This window comes from Flavobacterium riviphilum, assembly GCF_055231795.1.
In genome coordinates, this window is the sequence record NZ_JBUYSY010000006.1 from 100,006 (window position 1) to 119,652 (window position 19,647).

At 34.7% G+C, this 19,647-nt stretch carries 18 protein-coding genes; 17 read left to right on the forward strand and 1 reads right to left on the reverse strand.

Translation table 11 applies throughout. The features are described from left to right. The first annotated feature begins 755 nt into the window (after positions 1-755). From ACZIX2_RS08085 to ACZIX2_RS08145, 13 genes are all read left to right on the forward strand, one after another. Positions 756-1,625 carry an ABC transporter permease gene (locus ACZIX2_RS08085; RefSeq protein WP_463339584.1) on the forward strand — a complete coding sequence of 290 codons (870 nt, stop codon included), beginning with the start codon at positions 756-758 and terminating at the stop codon, positions 1,623-1,625. Positions 1,626-1,753: 128 nt separating this feature from the next. Then, positions 1,754-2,098 carry a four helix bundle protein gene (locus ACZIX2_RS08090; RefSeq protein ID WP_463339585.1) on the forward strand — a complete coding sequence of 115 codons (345 nt, stop codon included), beginning with the start codon at positions 1,754-1,756 and terminating at the stop codon, positions 2,096-2,098. Positions 2,099-2,205: 107 nt separating this feature from the next. Continuing rightward, complete coding sequence (locus tag ACZIX2_RS08095; protein WP_463339586.1) at positions 2,206-3,492, forward strand: ABC transporter ATP-binding protein; 1,287 nt, start codon at positions 2,206-2,208, stop codon at positions 3,490-3,492. A 1-nt stretch (position 3,493) separates the two neighbouring features. Further along, complete coding sequence (locus ACZIX2_RS08100; protein WP_463339587.1) at positions 3,494-4,240, forward strand: methyltransferase domain-containing protein; 747 nt, start codon at positions 3,494-3,496, stop codon at positions 4,238-4,240. A 175-nt stretch (positions 4,241-4,415) separates the two neighbouring features. Continuing rightward, entirely contained in the window at positions 4,416-5,426 is a 1,011-nt protein-coding gene (locus ACZIX2_RS08105) for a glycosyltransferase (protein ID WP_463339588.1), read from the forward strand. Positions 5,427-5,455: 29 nt separating this feature from the next. Continuing rightward, on the forward strand, positions 5,456-6,433 hold the full coding sequence (locus ACZIX2_RS08110) for a glycosyltransferase family 2 protein (protein WP_463339589.1): 978 nt from the start codon (positions 5,456-5,458) through the stop codon (positions 6,431-6,433). Between the two features lie 23 nt (positions 6,434-6,456). After that, positions 6,457-7,677, forward strand: coding sequence for a glycosyltransferase (locus ACZIX2_RS08115; RefSeq protein WP_463339590.1), 1,221 nt, complete (start codon positions 6,457-6,459; stop codon positions 7,675-7,677). 65 nt (positions 7,678-7,742) lie between these two features. Beyond that, on the forward strand, positions 7,743-8,648 hold the full coding sequence (locus tag ACZIX2_RS08120; RefSeq protein WP_463339591.1) for a glycosyltransferase family 2 protein: 906 nt from the start codon (positions 7,743-7,745) through the stop codon (positions 8,646-8,648). Between the two features lie 40 nt (positions 8,649-8,688). Then, complete coding sequence (locus ACZIX2_RS08125) at positions 8,689-9,531, forward strand: glycosyltransferase family 2 protein (protein WP_463339592.1); 843 nt, start codon at positions 8,689-8,691, stop codon at positions 9,529-9,531. Positions 9,532-9,539: 8 nt separating this feature from the next. After that, a complete protein-coding gene (locus tag ACZIX2_RS08130) occupies positions 9,540-10,673 on the forward strand; it encodes a glycosyltransferase (RefSeq protein ID WP_463339593.1) in 1,134 nt (377 codons plus the stop codon). After that, a complete protein-coding gene (locus tag ACZIX2_RS08135) occupies positions 10,674-11,615 on the forward strand; it encodes a glycosyltransferase family 2 protein (RefSeq protein ID WP_463339594.1) in 942 nt (313 codons plus the stop codon). A gap of 3 nt (positions 11,616-11,618) precedes the next feature. Then, the gene (locus tag ACZIX2_RS08140; RefSeq protein WP_463339595.1) at positions 11,619-12,632 is read left to right on the forward strand and encodes a glycosyltransferase family A protein; all 1,014 of its coding nucleotides are present in this window, start codon (positions 11,619-11,621) and stop codon (positions 12,630-12,632) included. 1 nt (position 12,633) lies between these two features. Beyond that, positions 12,634-13,548, forward strand: coding sequence for a glycosyltransferase family 2 protein (locus ACZIX2_RS08145; protein WP_463339596.1), 915 nt, complete (start codon positions 12,634-12,636; stop codon positions 13,546-13,548). An 810-nt stretch (positions 13,549-14,358) separates the two neighbouring features. Here ACZIX2_RS08145 and ACZIX2_RS08150 read toward each other — a convergent pair. After that, on the reverse strand, positions 14,359-14,742 hold the full coding sequence (locus ACZIX2_RS08150) for an HU family DNA-binding protein (protein ID WP_463339597.1): 384 nt from the start codon (positions 14,740-14,742) through the stop codon (positions 14,359-14,361). 347 nt (positions 14,743-15,089) lie between these two features. On the opposite strand from ACZIX2_RS08150, the gene ACZIX2_RS08155 reads away from it, so the two are divergent. The 4 genes from ACZIX2_RS08155 (at position 15,090) to ACZIX2_RS08170 (ending at position 19,647) form a co-directional block, all read left to right on the forward strand. Further along, the gene (locus tag ACZIX2_RS08155; protein ID WP_463339598.1) at positions 15,090-15,761 is read left to right on the forward strand and encodes an acylneuraminate cytidylyltransferase family protein; all 672 of its coding nucleotides are present in this window, start codon (positions 15,090-15,092) and stop codon (positions 15,759-15,761) included. 202 nt (positions 15,762-15,963) lie between these two features. Next, on the forward strand, positions 15,964-17,004 hold the full coding sequence (locus ACZIX2_RS08160) for an N-acetylneuraminate synthase family protein (RefSeq protein ID WP_463339599.1): 1,041 nt from the start codon (positions 15,964-15,966) through the stop codon (positions 17,002-17,004). Positions 17,005-17,059: 55 nt separating this feature from the next. Next, positions 17,060-18,181, forward strand: a complete 1,122-nt coding sequence (neuC, locus tag ACZIX2_RS08165; protein ID WP_463339600.1) for a UDP-N-acetylglucosamine 2-epimerase — start codon at positions 17,060-17,062, stop codon at positions 18,179-18,181. Between the two features lie 62 nt (positions 18,182-18,243). Then, positions 18,244-19,647, forward strand: coding sequence for a UDP-glycosyltransferase (locus tag ACZIX2_RS08170; RefSeq protein ID WP_463339601.1), 1,404 nt, complete (start codon positions 18,244-18,246; stop codon positions 19,645-19,647).

Here is a 19,647-nt window from a genome sequence, read left to right on the forward strand (position 1 = left end):
GCCAACCGCTAACTGCCAATCGCCAACTGCCACTCACCACCCACAACTCAAAACCCAAAACCCACAACGCATAACCCACAACTCAAAACTTTAAACTTTAAACCTTAAACCTTAACCCACAACTCAAAACCCAAAACCCAAAAACCAAAACCCAAAAACCACAACTTACCACTTATAACCCACCATTCACTACTTTGTCAGGTTGAGCGCAGTCGAAACCCTTCTTATTATAAAAGAGTCAAGGGTAGCGCAGTCGAAGGGCCAATCCTAAAGCAAATCACTAATTCACAGCACAGAGGTATAATTTTTATTTAAAAAACTAATATACTATGACTTCTACTTTGTCAGGTTGAGCGCAGTCGAAACCCTTCTTATTATATAAGAGTCAATGTTGGTACAGTCGAAAGCGAATCAATAGCGAATCACTTCTCACCTCTAACTTCTCACTTCTGATTTCAAACTTCTGATTTCAAACTTCTGATATCAAACTTCTGCCTTCTAACTTCTGCCTTCTCACCTCTAACTTCTCACCTCTAACTTCTCACTTCTGATATCAAACTTCTGATATCAAACTTCTGCCTTCTGCCTTCTGCCTTCTAACTTCTGATTTCAAACTTCTGCCTTCTGCCTTCTGCCTTCTGCCTTCTGCCTTCTAACTTCTCACTTCTCACGCTTCACAACTAAAAAAATATTTCCCTATATTTGTCACGCAACTGCTACCCCCAAATAGCAGTGTGCCAAGAAATACCACCACCATGCATACCAAACCTACTGCCGATCAAGATTGGTTGTTTGAAATTACGCCCAAAAACAATTTCCTTTCCTTGCAACTCAAGGAAGTGTGGCGTTACCGTGATTTGTTGTTTTTGTTTGTAAAGCGCGACATCGTAACGGTGTACAAGCAAACCGTTTTAGGGCCGTTGTGGTATTTGATTCAGCCCTTATTCACTTCGATTACCTTTACCATTATTTTCAATTCGGTAGCCGGAATTGCCACCGGAACGGTACCCCCATTTTTGTTTAATATGGCCGGAATTACGGTGTGGAATTATTTCACCGCTTGTTTGACCGGGACTTCGGATACGTTTAGAGCCAATGCCAACATTTTTGGAAAAGTATATTTCCCGCGCATCATCACCCCTTTGTCGATTGTGATATCCAATTTGTTGAAACTCGGGATACAATTTGGGATATTTCTAGTGTTTTACGCTATTTATTATGCTAAGGGGGCAGCCATTGGGATGCATGGGTCGGTAGTGTTGCTACCGCTGTTGATCCTGTTAATGGGAGTCTTGGGCTTGGGCTTAGGTATGATCATCTCCTCTTTGGTAACCAAGTACCGCGATTTTACATACCTTGTTGGCTTTGGTGTGCAATTGTTGATGTATTTATCGGCGGTGATGTATCCTTTGGCATTGATTGAAGAAAAATTACCCAAATACGGTTGGTTGGTGCATTATAACCCCTTGGCGTATACCATAGAAACCGCACGCTTTATGTTGCTACAAGTGGGCTCGATTTCGCTATCAGGACTCGCTTTTGCTTTTAGCTTCACCATACTCGTCTTTTTCTTGGGGCTTGTAATTTTTAATAGAACAGAAAAAAGTTTTATTGATACGGTGTAGGGAAGTGAGAAGTGAGAAGTGAGAAGTGAGAAGTGAGAAGTGGGATGTGAAAAGTGAGATGTTGTAAGTAGTAGTAAGGTGGAGAAGTGATTTTTTTGTTGCTTACCCAAAAAATATGAAATTGTTTTATGGATCATAAAGAATTAGATGTTTGGAAAAAAAGTATGGACTTGGTTGAAACGATTTATAAGTTGACTCAAAATTTTCCGGATGCAGAAAAATTTGGTTTAACAAGTCAAATGCGACGTGCTGCGGTTTCGATTCCATCCAATATCGCTGAAGGAGCAGGAAGAAAAGGGAACAAAGAATTTATTCAGTTCCTCCATGTAGCCATTGGTTCTCTTTCAGAGTTGGAAACTCAGTTTTTAATAGCAATCCGATTAGAATATATAAAAAATGATGAAGTGTTAGAACTTCAATTGAATGAAGTCAAGAAGCTTTTATTGGGATTTAGAAATTATTTAAGTAAATGAGAAGTGAGAATTGAAGAGTTAGAGGTTCAGGATACTCACTATTCACTTCTCACTATTCACTTCTCACTATTCACTTCTCACCATACACTTCTCACCATTCACTTAAAATGAAAGACATTATCCTAAAAGCCGAAAACATCTCCAAACAATACCGTTTAGGTACGGTGGGCACGGGTACGCTCAGTCACGATGTGAACCGTTGGTGGCATAAGATACGCGGCAAAGAAGATCCTTATTTAAAAATTGGCGAAACCAACGACCGCACCACCAAAGGCACTTCCGACTATGTGTGGGCTTTGCAAGACATTAATTTTGAAGTGCAACGAGGCGAAGTACTAGGAATCATAGGAAAGAACGGCGCTGGGAAGTCCACTTTGCTGAAGATATTATCCAAAGTAACCGCACCAACTACCGGGAGTATCAAATCCCGTGGACGCATTGCCTCTTTATTGGAAGTAGGGACTGGATTTAATGGGGAACTCACTGGACGGGAAAATGTCTACTTAAATGGCGCCATTCTGGGAATGACCAAAAAAGAAATCACCGCCAAGCTCGACGAAATCATTGCGTTCTCGGGTTGTGAGCGTTATATAGATACTCCTGTTAAACGCTACAGCAGCGGAATGACGGTCCGTTTGGCCTTTGCCGTAGCCGCCTTCCTAGAACCGGAAATCTTAGTAATCGATGAGGTCTTAGCCGTAGGCGACGCCGAATTCCAAAAGAAAGCCATTGGTAAAATGCAAGACATCTCCAAAGGCGAAGGAAGAACGGTCTTGTTTGTGAGTCATAATATGGCGGCGGTGAAGAGTTTGTGTACAAGGGGGATTGTGATGGAGTATGGGCGAGTGGTGTTTGAAGGGGGGATTGATGAAGCTGTAGATTTATATTTGAATTCAAATCAGATAATAGATGAAAAACAATTACAAAGTGTTGGATTTTTTGATTTTTCAAAAAATCTAAATAAGAAATATAAAGAAGGAGGTATTTTAAGTGTAGAAATTTTTTGTGATGGAAAAAGAACAAATTCCTTGTTAACTGGAAAAAATGTAGAATTTCATTTTGCCTTTTCAAATCCCGTAGAGTATAAAGAACCAGTTTTGGGAATAGTTATAAAGGACGATGAAGATTTACCCATTTTGGGATTAAATAACAGAAATACTGGTGACAGTTTAAAACATAAAGAAAGGGAAGGTATTATTAAACTTTATTTTCCAGTTTTTAGATTAATAAAATCAAAAAAGTATAAGGTTGATATTTATTATGGAGATGAAGAAAACAATGTTGATATTATATTGGATGCTTTTCATTTTAATGTTTTGAAAGGATTTGATACAAGGAAACCTATTCAAGAACGGCTGAACTATTTTTATGATTCAGAAATAAAATTCAAATAAAATGCAAGAGAACGTAAGATATATACATGAAGAAACAGTTCATAATTTTAAGGCAGCGAGGGAAGTAGTTCCTTTTCTTTTAAAAGTTCTTGATTGTAGATCAGTTGTTGATGTAGGTTGTGGAATAGGAACCTGGTTAAAAGTTTTTGAAGAAAATGGAGTTCAAGATATTTTGGGGATTGATGGAAATTATGTAGATAAAAATTTACTCAAAATTGACAAAAGCAATTTTGTTGAATACGACCTCGAAAAATTATTTAAAACTAACAGAAAATTTGATTTAGCAATTTCTTTAGAAGTTGCAGAACACCTTAGTGTTGATAGTGCTGATGTATTTGTGAAAACGATTTGTAATTTAAGTGATACCATTCTATTTTCAGCTGCGATACCGAATCAAGGTGGGCAAAATCACATTAACGAACAAGCACCCAACTATTGGATTGAAAAATTTAAAAGCCAAGGATATCAACTCTTTGATATGGTTAGACCTGTTTTTTGGGATAATGAAAATGTTGATTCCTGGTATAGGCAAAATATGCTTTTATTTACAAGATTAAATGATTTAAAAGGAAATCTTGAAAGGTTTGAAACATTTGGCGGAAAGTATTTGGTTCATCCCGTTTTGTCTAAGGGGAAAGTAGGAAGTCTTAACTACTATAAAAATCAAATTGATAGAATTGAATCTGGAAATAAAGATGTTAGATACTATTTAAGTTTATTGTTTAAAGCATTAAAAAGAAAGGTTTAACAGATAAATAAAGGATAAATATTAATTATTGAAATACATGATGAGTTTCAAATAAGAGATAAAATTTATTCTATACTTAAAAAAACATAATTTCAATTTATTTGAGTTGGGAGAATTGACTATTGGTATAAATAATAAACGGCTTTAAGAAAAAGAGTTAATAAATGATTCTAATATGGATTTAAGTGTTATAGTATGTTGTTACAATAGTATCCAAAGAATTAGACCTACTTTAGAGCATTTAGCAAAACAGAAAACAAAATCTTATTTAAAATGGGAGGTTATTATTGTAGACAATAATTCTAATGATAGAACATCTGAATTAGTTTTTCAAATATGGAAAGAATTAAAATCTAAAATACCCTTTAAAATTATTTATGAAACAAGACCTGGATTATCAAATGCCAGAAATAAAGGGATAGCATCTACAAATAGTGAAATATTAATTTTTTGTGATGATGATAATTGGCTAGACGAAAATTTTATTCAAATTGCGTATGATTTAATGTTAGAAAATAATAGCATTGGGATGTTAGGTGGAATCGGTCAAGAGGTAATTGAAGGAGAAAAACCTACTTGGTTTGAAAATGTAAAACTTGCCTATGCTGTTGGGCCACAAAATGATATTGATGGAGATATTACTTTAAAAAAAGGATATGTTTATGGTGCAGGTTCAATTATTAGAAAATCGGTTCTGACTTCAATCAACGAAAAAGGATTTGTAAATCAATTAACAGATAGAGTAGGTAAGGTTTTGGTTTCTGGTGGTGATAATGAAATAGGATATATGATTGCACTTTCAGGGTTTAAAATACATTATTCTTCTAAATTATTATTCAAACATTATCTTCCTAGTAGCAGATTGAAAATATCATATTTGTGTAGACTAACAAAGGGTAAACAGCTTACTTTTTATAAGATTAGTTGTTATGAAAAGTATGTCCTTGATAAAAAATTTCATTTTCCTGAAAATAGATATAGTGGTTTGAAAAAGTCAATTAAAGAAGGTGTAAAACTTTTAATTAGGTTTGTTTTAAATAAAATTTCATATCTGGAATTTAGAATGTCATTTACTCAAGTGTTTTATAAAAGTTATTATTTGTCTCAATATTATGATCAATTTAAATCAGAAATTGAGTTGGTTATGAAAAACATTCATCTATATAAAGAAGATAAACCCTTATAGCTATTTTTAAAATATTAAACAACCTTACAATGCAACCCTTAGTCTCCATTATCATTCCCACCTACAATCGAGCGCATTTAATTGGTGAAACGCTTGATAGTGTTTTGGCGCAAACCTATCCCAATTGGGAATGTATTATTGTGGATGATGGTAGTACGGATACTACCGATGAGGTAGTTGGGGAATATGTCAAAAAGGATAGTCGATTTCAATATAGTCAAAGACCGGATGGGAGAATAAAAGGAGCAAGTTCGTGTAGAAATATTGGTTTTGAATTGAGCCAAGGAGAATATATCCAATATTTAGATGCTGATGATTTGATACATTCCAGAAAAATTGAATTTCAGTTAAATAAAATGATTGAAAGTCAGGTAGATATCTCTTTTTCTAAATGGGTTAATTTTAGTCAGGACAAAGAGAGACATAAACCTTTTCGATTTGAAAAAATTGATTATACTAAGCCGAAAACTGGTAAAGAACTAATGATTAGTTTTGGTATGAATAATTGGTTTATACCTCAGATGTCATGGTTGTTGAAAAGTATACTTATTGATAAAGCAGGATTATGGAATGAAACGATTACAAATAATGATGATGGGGAGTTTTTTACAAGGGTTTTGTATTATTCTGAAAAGATAATATGTGTGGATGCGGTTTATGCTTATTATCGAGTTTTACCCAATAACAGTTTGAGTAAACTAAATTCCGAGGAGAAAATTAATTCGGCGTTTAAAAGTTATCAATTAATTGAGTCTTTCTTAAAGAATGATCAACAAAAAGAACTGTTGAGTTATCCTAAACGGTTATATTATGTTCATTTTTCATTAATTAGACATGAATTTCCTAAATTGTCTAAACGTACAGCAAGAGCTTTCGATCGTTTGAAAGTGAACTGCTTTTTAAATCGTAAAAGGAGATATATGGTTTTCGTTAATTGTTTAGGGTTGTATTATGGTACAATGATTTATGAGTTGTTGCAAAAAGGGATTACCAAATTTAAGAGATAGATAATGTTAGTAGTATAAAAAAAATGATTTCAAAAAAGCTTGTTATAGTAGTTGATGCATTTCCTACAGCCTCAGAAACATTTATAGTTTCGAATATTGTGGGTGCAATTGAAAAAGGTTTTGAGGTTCATGTTTTAGTCAAAGAAAAAAAAACTTCAAATTTCTCTTCCCAAGAAGAGTTGCTAGACAAATACCAAATTTTAGAAAAAACGAGTTGCTTACGTTATCCTGTTAAAAAATATAAGCGTTTTCTTTTTGGTTTTTTTTGTATAGCTCACCCTTTTGTGTTTTGGTATTTTTTAAAAACCTCATGGTTTTTAAAGAAAATAGATTGGAACCTATTGTTTAGTATTCATTATTATCTCCCTTTTCGTAAAACTGAAATTATTCATGTGCATTTTGGTCTCAATGCAGGGTTTATACCGATATTGAAAAAAAGTGGTTTTTTAAAATCGAAATTGTTGGTAACCTTTCATGGTTATGATGCTTTTTTTAAAGATATCAATCACCTAGAATTATTAAAAAAACAATACATGAATTTGTTTCAGATGGCAGATAAAATAACTGTCAATACTCCTTTTTTAAAACAAAATGTATTGGCTTTGGGTTGTCCTGAATCTAAAATAAAGGTAGAGCATGTTGGAATCAATATTGGTTATTTTAAACCAAAAAAAAATCCAAAAAAAATAACATCAACTAATTTCAAACTTATAAGTGTAGGTAGATTAATTGAAATTAAAGGGCATGAATTTGGTATTCGTGTTGTAAAGAAACTTTTGGATAATGGATTTAATGTAACCTATAAGATTATTGGTGAAGGTGTTTTGCAAACAAAGCTTCAAAATTTAATAATTGAATTGAATTTACAAGATTCTGTTTTTTTGATTGGAAAAGGTAGTCAGGTTTTAATTAAAGAAGCTTTAGAGGAATCACATCTTTATTTAATGACCTCTATAAAAGATACTTCAGGTAGAGAGGAAACTCAAGGAATTGTATCAGCCGAAGCTCAAGCTATGGGATTGCCAATAGTAGGTTTTGAAAGCGGCGGAGTACCTTTTACTACTTCCAAAGACACAGGAATAATTGTACAGCAAAAAAATATTGAAGCCATGGCTAAAGCGGTTACATCATTGATTACAAATCCTGCAAAATATAGCGACATGAGTTTAGCAGCTCGAAAATGGGTTTCAAAGGATTTTGATTTAAATAATATGATTTCCAATTATTACAATGATTTAGTATAGATTTGCAAATATAGACTATCAAGTAATGCATAAAAACTTACATTACCAATTAGAATATTTATAAAATGAATTGTCCTTTAGTTTCAATTATCATCCCCACTTTCAATCGTGCACACTTGTTAGCTCAGACACTCGATAGTGTATTGGCTCAAACGTATTCAAATTGGGAATGTATTATTGTGGATGATGGTTCTACAGACAATACTGAGGAGCTAATTACTACCTATATAAAAAGGGATGCTCGTTTTCAATACCATCATAGACCAAAAGAAAGACTTAAGGGGGGAAACGCTGCTAGAAATTATGGTTTTGAAGTATGTAATGGTGACTATGTTAATTGGTTTGACAGTGATGATGTGATGTTTCCTAATAAAATTCAATATAAAATGAATTTAATTTTGAATGCGGATTATGACTTTGTAGTTTGCAAAGGGGCAATTTATGAAAGTTTGCCAGTAATACAGCCTATTCCTTGGCCATTGCATTTGGATGGAAATGTATTGCTAAACCATATTCGAGGGAGAATTTCTTTTGTAACGAATGGACCTCTTTTCAAAAAAGAATTTCTGAATAGCAATAAACCTCTTTTTAACGAAAAATTGACCGTTAGACAAGAATGGGAGTTTTTTAATAGACTGTTGCTGAAATGTCCTAAAATTGCAGTATACGACAGTCCTCTTTATTATTATCGCCGCTTGAATTCAGGTATAAGAGGTCAAATTAGTTTTGATAAATATAAGAGCCGATTAGTAGCAGAAAAATTAACTCTTTTAAATGTTAATAAGTATGGTACTTTTAATGAAGAGGAAGATTATATTTTTAGGAAAATGGTATTTAGAAGAGGATTGGATTTTTTTAAAAGTTTTCCATTAAAAACTAAAATTAGGTTACTCCCTTATATTTTGAATACATTTGTGATTAATCTTAATTTAAACTTTTTAAAAGTTTATTTTCTAAATAGAAGTAGATAATCAATTTTATGTTTTGTAATTGATTCAATATAGTTTTTAAATGAAAAATTTCTTTTTAGTCATTCCTACTCGGGACCGTATTGGCTTTCTTTCTAATCTGTTGTTAGATTTGAACGCTTTTGCCCCTTATATATCTCAGGTAGTTATAGTGGATCAAAGTGTTGAAGATTATACCACTACTCTTGAAAAGCTGCAATTGAACTATCCATACACTTTAGTTAAAAATGATCGGTCTCATTCGGTGAATCATTCTAGAAATCAGGCTTTAGCTTTTTACAAAGAGGAAGATTGGTTGTTTTTTTTGGACGATGATTTGCGTATTCCAAGTCTAGCTTTTGAACAAATTGTAGCCACCTTACAACCTAATGTTATTGATGTGCTGATTCCTGGTATTCAATTTGAAGGAATGGCAGAAAAGGAGTTTCAATATCACACGGTTTTAGATACTATTGCTAAACCGCATAATTTTTCGAAAGGGCGGTTTCGTTTGCAAGTCTGCTCGGGACTCAACATTGTAAAAAAAGAGGTATTTAAAGAGGCGGGTTTTTATTTTGACGAGCATTTTACCATTTGGGGTGATGATTGGGATTATGGCATGCGCTTGTTGCAAGCTGGTGCGAATATTTATTTTGAACCAAAGATATTAGTGGAGCATCTTTGGGCGAATGAAGGAGGGCAACGGGATAAATTTAAAACTCTTAATGTAGCTTTAGAGAAGGAGAAACTTTATTTTTATTTTTATCGTAAGCATTTTTCTGAAACAGTGGCAAAACAGCAGTTCTATTTAGGGATTATCGAAGGAATTAAGATTTTATTAAAGTCATTTAAAATATCTCCTTTAATGAATATTATACAAGGTTATAAAAAATCAAATTATAAATAATATATTTTATGAAAATACTTTTTGTCTCCATGCCATCTATACATGTTACTCGATGGATAGAAAATCTAAAAGATTCATCATATAAACTTTATTGGTTTGATGTTTTAGGGAGAGGAAGATTGGATACTTTTGATTCGGTTACTCAATTCGTGGATTGGAAAAAAAGAAAGGTAAAGCATATAAAAGGCGAGTATTTTTTAAGTAAAAAATATCCAACGGTTTTCGAAAAAATTCAACCTTTGCTGGAAGTTACGGCCAATGATGCTTTAGAGAAAATCATTCTTGAAATCCAGCCTGATTTTATTCACAGTTTTGAACTGCATTATTGTAGTTATCCGATATTAAAGACTATGAATAAGTTTAAGCATTTAAAGTGGATTTATTCTTGTTGGGGAAATGATATTTTTAGGCATCAAGTTTTAAAAAGTGATATTAATAAAATATATTCTGTTTTAAAAAGAGTAGATTTTATGATTACGGATTGTAGAAGAGATTTTTACTTAGCTGAAAAGTTTGGATATAATGGGTGTTTTTTAGGGGTTTTGCCAAGTGGTTCTGGTTATCATCAAAACGAAATAAAATCTAGTTTTACAGATCCAAGTAAAAGAAAAATTATATTGATAAAAGGTTACCAGAACGAAATTGGCAGGGCCATTTTTGTGCTGAAAGCAATAAAATTAATAACAGAAAATATTAAAAATTTTGATGTTTATGTGTTTTCAGCCAGAGGAGAGGTGTCTGACTTTATTCAAAAGGATACTGTATTAAGTAAAAAAGTTCGGATTTTGGAAGCATTAACTCAATTAGATTTGTTTGATTATTTTGGAAAATCATTCATTTATATTGGGAATAATGTATCGGACGGCATGCCTAATACGTTACTTCAAGCATTGTTGTTAGGTGCTTATCCGATACAATCCAATCCTGGGAATGCAACTAAAGAACTTATTGGAAATGGATATTTCGGAGGCATAATTGATAATCCTGAAAATCCTGAAGAAATTGCAAGTAGGATATTGGATGTAATAAAAAACAAGGAAAGTATCCCATCACTAGTAAAGTTGAATCATGAAAACGCTATTCAAGATTATGATTATACTAAAATACAAAACTTAGTTATTGAAATTTATGATAAAAATTAAATGATAAAAACTTTAGTATCTATTATTATTCCTACTTATAATAGGGCCCATTTAATCAAAGAAACTCTCGATTGTGTCTTAATGCAAACGTATTCCAATTGGGAGTGTATTGTTATAGATGATGTTTCAACAGATGCGACACAGCAATTGTTGGAAAAGTATTCTAAAGAAGACGAAAGAATCAGCTACATTATTAAACCTAATGGTTTAAAAAAAGGAGCAAGTAGCTCGAGGAATTTGGGCTTAAAAATTGCAAAAGGAGAATTTATTCAGTTTTTAGATTCGGATGATATCTTGGCACCGAACAAAATTGAAACACAACTTTATTTGTTGGAAAAAGAGGATGAATTTGTTATTTCTACTTGTAAGTGGGGTAAGTTTACGGATCTTAAGGAAGGTTTAAAAGTAAACGAAAATAATGCCGATTACAAAAATTTTAATTCTACGAAAGAGTATTTTAATTTAATAGGTTTACATGGTGGGTTTTATCCTTCTTTGGCTTTTTTGGTAAATAGAAAACTTATTGATTATTCAGGCCATTGGAATGAAAGTTTAAGTATAAATGATGACGGAGAGTTCTTTTTTAGGATACTATCAAATGCTCGAAAAATACTATTTTCAGATACTACTTATGTTTTGTATAGGAATACTTCATTAGATAATTTGAGTTTGTTAAATTCAGAAAATAAGGCTATTAGTTTACTAAATAGCTGGAAAATAATTGAAGTTTTATATGTTGCAAAATACAATGAGCAAAATTCAGTTTATATCAATAAAAAAAAATGTAGTGTTTATAATGAATTAAAAAGACAATATCCTCGTTTAGTAAAGCAAAACAGGGATTTTTTTAAAGTACAGATAAAAAATGACACTTTATTTCTGAAGGTTACTAAACTTAAAAAAAGAATTAGAAATAGATTAAAAAATATTTTTAAATTTTAGTTTATGAGAATAGGTTTCAACCCTCATAAAGACAAACCTCAGGAAGCATCGGATTATTTACATCAGGTGATTATACCAGTGTATATCCCCAATCAAGAAGGTTATTTTAAGGATAGTTTAGAGATATTTAAATTGTGTTTGGAATCCTTGTTTAGTACTATCCACAAAAAAACGTTTGTTACGATTGTGAATAATGGAAGTGATACGATTGTAGTAGACTATCTTGATTTGCTTCTCAAAGAAAATAAAATACAGGAGTTAATTCATACGGAGAATATTGGTAAACTCAATGCGATTCTAAAAGGACTTGCTGGAAACGATATAGAATTAGTTACCATTTCAGATTCGGATGTTTTGTTCTTGCCTAATTGGCAAAAGGAGACAGCGAAGGTATTTGCGAAAGTACCCAAAGCAGGAGTAGTTGGAATTGTTCCTCAATTTAAAACCTATGAGAGTAATTGCGGGAATGTGTTATTTGATTCCCTATTTAATTCTAAACTCCGATTTGTACCTGTAAAAAATGCAGCAGCTTTAACTCGTTTTTATGATAGTTTGGGTTGGGATAAAAATTACAATCAAGATTATTTAGCCTACAATTTGGCATTAGAAATCAATCCTGAATTTAGTGTTTTGATAGGTTCAGGACATTTTGTTGCCACTTATAAAAAAGATATTTTTGAAGAATTGGTTTCTTATATTGGTTATAAAATGGGAGGAACCAGTGAAGGGTATTTGGATGCTTTACCTTTGCAAAAAGATTATTGGAGACTCACTACTTCGGATAATTATGCCTATCACATGGGGAATACAATTGAGAATTGGATGGTCGTTGATACTCCAATTGAAAAACAAGAAAATGTTATTGCTGAATACAATTTTCAGAAACGAAAAAAAATAAACAGCATTTTGTATTTTATAAAAAACAGACTTTTTGTGAAGTTTATTTCTGTAAAAATTTTAGTGAATCTCTTTTTGAAGTGGAAAAGATTACCTAAAAAAATGATCGATACCTACTAAAATGCAAGACAAAACAAAATTCTCCATCCTCATCACCACCAAAAACCGTTTGCCTGATTTGACTTTTACGTTGCAACGCATTCAGCATTTGATCGAAAGAGAAGACGTAGTTTGTGTGATTTGTGATGATGGTTCTCAAGACGGTACTTCGGATTATATACGGCAGCATTATCCGAACATTATTTTGCATACTAATGTAAAATCAAAAGGCTATTTGTATTGCCGAAACAAAATGCTAAATGAAACCCCATCCGATTATGCTATTTCATTAGATGACGATGCGCATTTCATTACGGCTGAACCATTAGAAAGGATTGCTAATTATTTTGAGCAAAATTCCAAAGTTGGTTTGCTAGGTTTAAGAGTTTTTTGGTCCAAAGAGGAGCCAATAACCACCATTTCAAGTGAGCTTCCAATCCGTATGAAAAGTTTTGTGGGTTGTGGGCATGTATGGAACATGAAGGCTTGGCACACTATACCGAATTATCCGGAATGGTTTGTTTTTTATGGAGAAGAAGATTTTGCTTCCTATCAATTGTTCAAAAAGAACTGGGAAATTCATTATTTGCCCCAAGTTTTAGTGCATCATCGTGTAGATATCAAGGCAAGAAAAACGCATGCTGATTATGCATTGCGATTGCGCCGTTCTTTGTGTTCGGGTTGGAATTTGTATTTCTTGTTTTATCCTTTACAATGCATCCCCAGAAAAATGGGCTACTCGCTTTGGATGCAATTCAAATTGAAAGTTTTTAGAGGGGATTGGAAAGCATTGCAAGCTATTGTGTTGGCTTTGTTTGATGTAGTAAAGGCAATACCAAAAATTATAAAGAACCGCAACCGATTGACTTCAGAGGAATATAGAGCTTATCAAAAATTAGAACATACTAGAATTTATTGGAACCCTAATGAAGCATAGTTTTAATAGTTTGTTGAAAATGTATGTAATACCTCGGTTTACGTTCTTGTTTTAAAAGAGCTACCAATCTTTGGTGAATAAAGGACTCAAAAAAAGGCTTTATATCCTTGTTCCTAACAATAGCTTTTCCCTTTTTCAATTGGTATATTCTTTAAAATTTATTTTCCCATACAAGATTTAGTTTGTAACCTTTTGAAAGGGCTCGTTAATTTGTATAAAATTAAATGATCACAAATGACTACAAACCACGGTAAATTCCGATAAAATACCTCAAAATACGATAAACTACCACAAAAAAACCAAAGATTAGCACAAAACACCTCAAAATTTAGGAACTAAATTTGGTATAAAGTAAATTAAATTATACTTTTATACCACAATTCGTAGAGTAACTGTAATTGCTCGAGGTCTTACAATAATTAATTTGCTCAAGAAAACGGGGTCCTACCAGTATTTTTTGAGCTTTTTTTATGCCTTTCTAGGTGTAAAAAGTAGGATATTTACCATGTATTTTATAGAAATTCAATCATTATTTGGTCATTTGACACCATTTCTCTAAACTAAATTGGGCTTTTGATCTTTAGAGCGACCTTGATTTCTGAGTTTTTTGGTTCATTTTTATCAAATTTCCACTCCTCAAGACGAAAATTTTATACGGTCAAGACGCGATAAAAGTAACGTCAAGAGGAAACAAAAACATTATCAAGAGGAAATGGAGGGTGTTTTATCGGATTCACCCCAAAAAAAAGACCCCGAGTAACTGTAATTACTCGAGGTCTTACAACAATTAGTTGCTACTGATACGGGGTCCTACCCGGCTTTTTTGTATGTTAAGCCATTCAGCATTGCGCGTAATCTTTTTCCAGGACGGAAAAGAATACGACTTTTGACAATTTGAGTCGTTGTCACTTCGTTTTCAGAATCCTTTCCTTCGGAGCTTATGCCCACCTGAAAATTACCCAGTCTACCGAGTTTAACAATTCGACCTTGCTCCAATTCTCCAATGATGTTATGCTCTAAAGAGTGCAAAACAGCATAACAGTCCGTTGCTGTGACTGTACATTGGTAGGAAATCAACTCCGCGAGTCTATCCAAATCAACATCACCATCTGCGATGGCAGCGGCATAAAATTTTTCGGGAGCTGCGATGTCCCGAGGGTTCTTTCTAGGAAGAACTTTGTACTTAATGCTCATAATTTTTAGAGTATTAAATTGATAAATAAATTTTTTGTCTTAGTATACTAATCGGTAGTATCTAACTGACAATTACAAATATACAATCGCTTTGTGGTAATCAAAAAACAAACTTATTCACAATTACTGTTAGTTTTTAACATTCTTTGGATTACATTATTTCTTAGTTTGCAACTTTTTGAGTGGCTAATTTTAATTGGTAGCATTAGTTGTGTTTTGTAGTCTTAATGCGTTGAAACAAGGTTACCTTAGTATTTTGAAAATTGGAAAGGATACGATAAGTTTTCTTTGTACCCAAGGCAATAGCTGCTACATTTTGTTATCTTTGACCGCCAAAAAGATCGCATTTGAAAACCATTGCCATTATACCCGCTAGAGGCGGTTCGAAACGATTAAAAGACAAAAACATCAAAGTCCTCAACGGTTTACCGTTACTGGTACACAGCATTCGGTATGCACAGCAATACCCGGAAAGCATAGAAGGGATTTATGTGAGTACCAACGATCCGGCAATCAAAGCCATTGCCTTAGCACATGGAGCCACAGTGATAGACCGCCCCGAGGCGCTATCAGGCGATCAGGCCACGACCATTTCGGCCCTTCAACATGCCTTAGAGGTCCTTCCAGAATCAGTGCAGCATGTGGTGTTGTTACAACCTACTAATCCGTTGCGACCGGAAAGCTTATTACCCGAGGCACTACAGCTATATCGAGATGGGAACTATGAAAGTTTGTTTACCGTAAGCCGAAACCATCAAAAATTAGGAAAAATCATTGACAACCAATTTGTGCCCTTCAATTATGAGCTGGGGCAACGGAGCCAAGATTTGGAACCCTTGTATTTCGAAAACGGTCTCTTATATATTTTACAATCGAACTTGATCCGACAAGGTAAAATTATGGGTACACATTCAATTCCTTTTATAGTAGACAATCCGTTCTCCGAAGTAGACATCGACACCCAAGCCGATTTTGATTATGCTGCGTATTTGATGGGAAAAGTAAGAAGTGAAGAGTAAGAAGGCAGATGCGAGATGGCGGAAGTGAGAAGGCAGAAGATAGATTTGAGAAGGCAGAAGATGTGAGAAGGCAGAAGTGAGAACGCAGAAGATGTGGAGAAGGCAGAAAGCAGAAAACAGAAAGCAGAAAACCGAGAACACAGAACTGAAAACCGATAAACGACAACCGACAACAGAAAACAGATAACCGATAACAAAAACAATGACCCCATACATCGAAATAGCCGGCCGTAAAATTGGCCAAGAATATCCCCCATTAGTAATAGCCGAAATTGGCATCAATCACGAAGGCTCTTTAGCAGTAGCCAAAGCCATGGTGGATGCCGCCCACAGAGCAGGGGCAGAAATGGTGAAACACCAAACCCACATCGTGGAAGACGAAATGTGTGGAGCGGCCAAAAAGGTGATTCCAGGCAACGCCAACGTGTCTATCTATGAAATCATGGCCCGTTGTGCCCTGAATGAAGCTGACGAATGGGAACTAAAAAACTATGTGGAAAGCAAAGGGATGATTTTTACCAGTACGCCTTTTTCTCGTGCTGCGGCCGAACGCTTGAAAAAATTTGACGTACCGGCTTATAAAATTGGCTCGGGCGAATGCAACAATTACCCGCTGTTAGAACACATTGCGAAGTTTGGTAAACCGGTAATTTTGAGTACCGGAATGAATACCATTGAGAGTATTCGTAAAGCGGTGGCTATATTTGACCGTTACCAAGTGCCAGTAGCCTTGTTGCATACGACTAATTTGTATCCTACACCTGTGCATTTGGTTCGTTACGGCGCCATGATGGAGATGCATGAGGCCTTTCCGGATAAAGTTTTTGGTTTGTCGGATCATACCTTAAACAACAATGCGTGCCTAGGAGCAGTGGCTTTAGGAGCTTCTATTTTAGAACGCCATTTTACTGACCATAGGCAACGCACCGGACCGGATATCGTATGTAGTATGGACGAACAAGCTTGTCAAGAGTTAATTGTAGCCAGCGCCGAAATTGCGCAGATGCGAGGGGGAATTAAAAAACCAGCAGCTGAGGAGCAAGTCACCATCGATTTTGCCTTCGCAACGGTTTGTGCTATAGCCGATATTCAAGAAGGCGAAGTGTTGACTAAGGAAAATATTTGGGTCAAACGCCCAGGTACAGGAGCCATTTTGGCGGAACATTTTGAATCGTTGTTAGGTAAAAAAGCGACTCGAGCCATTAGTAATGACGAACAGTTGTGTTGGGAGGATGTAGTTTAATTTTAACCCTTTCAGAGTTCAAAACTCTGAAAGGGTTGATTAATCCAAAAAGTAAATGAAAAAAATAGTATTTCTAACCGGTACTCGAGCCGATTTTGGTAAAATAAAATCCTTGATTACCATTTTGGAAGCGCAACCGGAATTCGAAGTGTATGTTTTCGTTACGGGCATGCATTTGCAAGAAGAATATGGTTACACCTTGTTGGAAATCGAACGTTGTGGATTTCAAAACATTCATACGTTCTCCAATCATACGCATGAAACGACTATGGATTTGACACTAGCCAAAACCATAGAAGGCTTATCAGGCTATGTTAAAGAAATACAACCTGATTTAATTGTTGTTCATGGGGATCGTGTAGAGACTTTGGCAGGAGCGATTGTGGGTTCTTTGAATAATATTTTAGTAGCCCATATCGAAGGCGGAGAAGTATCAGGTACGGTGGATGAGTTAATCCGACACAGTGTAAGCAAGTTAAGTCATATTCATTTTGTGTCCAATAATGACGCAGCACGCAGGTTGCAACAAATGGGGGAAAGAGAGGACGCTATTTTTGAAATAGGCTCCCCGGATATAGATGTGATGTTTTCGAATACACTACCCAATAGCGAAGAGGCCAAACGGTACTATGAATTGCCCTTTGAACAATATGCTATTGCGATGTTTCATCCTGTGACAACAGAAATTGCGTCTATGGAGCAATACGCTCAGAACTTTGTTGCCGCTTTGTTGGAAGATCAACACAATTATTTGGTGGTCTATCCTAACAACGATTTAGGAAGCCAGTTGGTGTTGCAAGCCTACGAAGGGTTGAAAGGCAATCCAAGATTCCGTTTGATTCCGTCCTTGCGTTTTGAATATTTTTTGACGTTACTCAAAAACTGTCAATTCATCATTGGCAACAGCAGTGCGGGCATCCGTGAAGCACCCTATTATGGCATTCCCATTATCAATATCGGGACCCGTCAACAAAATAGAGCAGTGCATTCGGATATTGTACATGTAGATTATTCCAAAGAAGCGATTCTAACGGCATTACAACGTATCGATGGGCAACAGATAGCCCTTGCAGAGGCCGATTTTGGGCAGGGCAATAGTGCGCAATTATTTTTAGAATGCCTTCAAAAGGAGGTATTTTGGCAAAGAAATCATCAAAAACAGTTTAGGGATAGGTAAATAATAGGTAACCCTTTCAGAGTTCTAAACTCTGAAAGGGTTAATTAAATAAAAAATAATACTTGAAATCAAAACCAAAAATAGTCATACTCTTACCCGATGGTGTGGGGTTGCGCAACTTCGCCTATTCGGACTTTCATGCTATAGGCGAAAAGGAAAACGTTGACCTAATATTTTGGAACAACACGCCTTTTGATCTTAAAAGCTTAGGGCTGAATGAAATTAAGATTGAAAATTCCAAGTCGCATCCGCTGACGGAAACCTACAAAAATGCTCGGAAGCAAATTGAGTTAAATCTTAATATTCGTAGGACAAAGGATAAAGTGTATGACACCTATCGTTTTCCTTTTTCTTATAAGACGATAAAAAAAGCGTTAAAGAGTAGTGCTACTCAGTTTTTGTCATTTTTGCATTCTAACCCAAAAGGGTGGTATCGAATTCGAACTAAAATAAAGCAAGAAGAGCGTAAAACCTTGTATTATCACCAGTGTTTAAAAACCTTGCAAAAGGAGCAACCTGCATTGGTGTTTTGTACGAATCAGCGTCCGATGACAGCTATCGCGCCTTTATTAGCAGCTCAAGAATTGGGAATACCGACGGCTACTTTTATTTTCTCTTGGGATAATTTGCCCAAAGCCACAATGGTGGTCGAAACGGATTATTATTTCGTTTGGAGTGATTGGATGAAAAAAGAATTGCTTTTTTACTATCCTTATATCAAAAAGGAACAAATTATTGTTACGGGAACACCACAGTTTGAATCACATGTTGACCAGAGCAAGCTACGGTCTAGAGAAGATTTTTTTAAACAATTTCAATTAGATTCAAATAAAAAATACATCTGTTATTCAGGTGACGATGTCACAACATGTCCAGATGATCCAGATTATTTAAAAGAAGTAGCTTTGGCAGTGCGCAACTTAAATCAAAAAGGACATCACTTAGGAATTGTTTTTAGAAGATGTCCTGTAGATTTTTCTACCCGATTTGATGAGGTTTTAGAGGAGTTTAAAGATGTGATTACTCCAATAGCTCCCGCATGGCAAAGGATAGGTGAAAGTTGGAATACGATTTTACCTACTCCTGATGATGTAGATTTACAGAGGAATACCATAGCACATACAGAATTAGTGATTAATTTGGGGTCATCCATGATGTTTGACTATGTGGCTCATAAAAAGCCATGTGCGTACATCAACTACGATGTGCTGAATAAAAGAAAGTCAGATTGGTCGGTAAAAAAAATATACCAATACGTTCATTTTCGTTCCATGCCTGATAAAGACGCGGTTTTGTGGATTAATAGTCCTAAAGAAATCGAAGCAATAATTGAAAAAGGGCTAGCCAATCCAAAAGATATTGTAGAAAACGCCCAAAAATGGTTTGAAGTGATCAATCAACATCCACCTCAAGAAGCTTCTAAACGCATTTGGGAGGCTATAAAAACTATAATTGCTACAAAATAA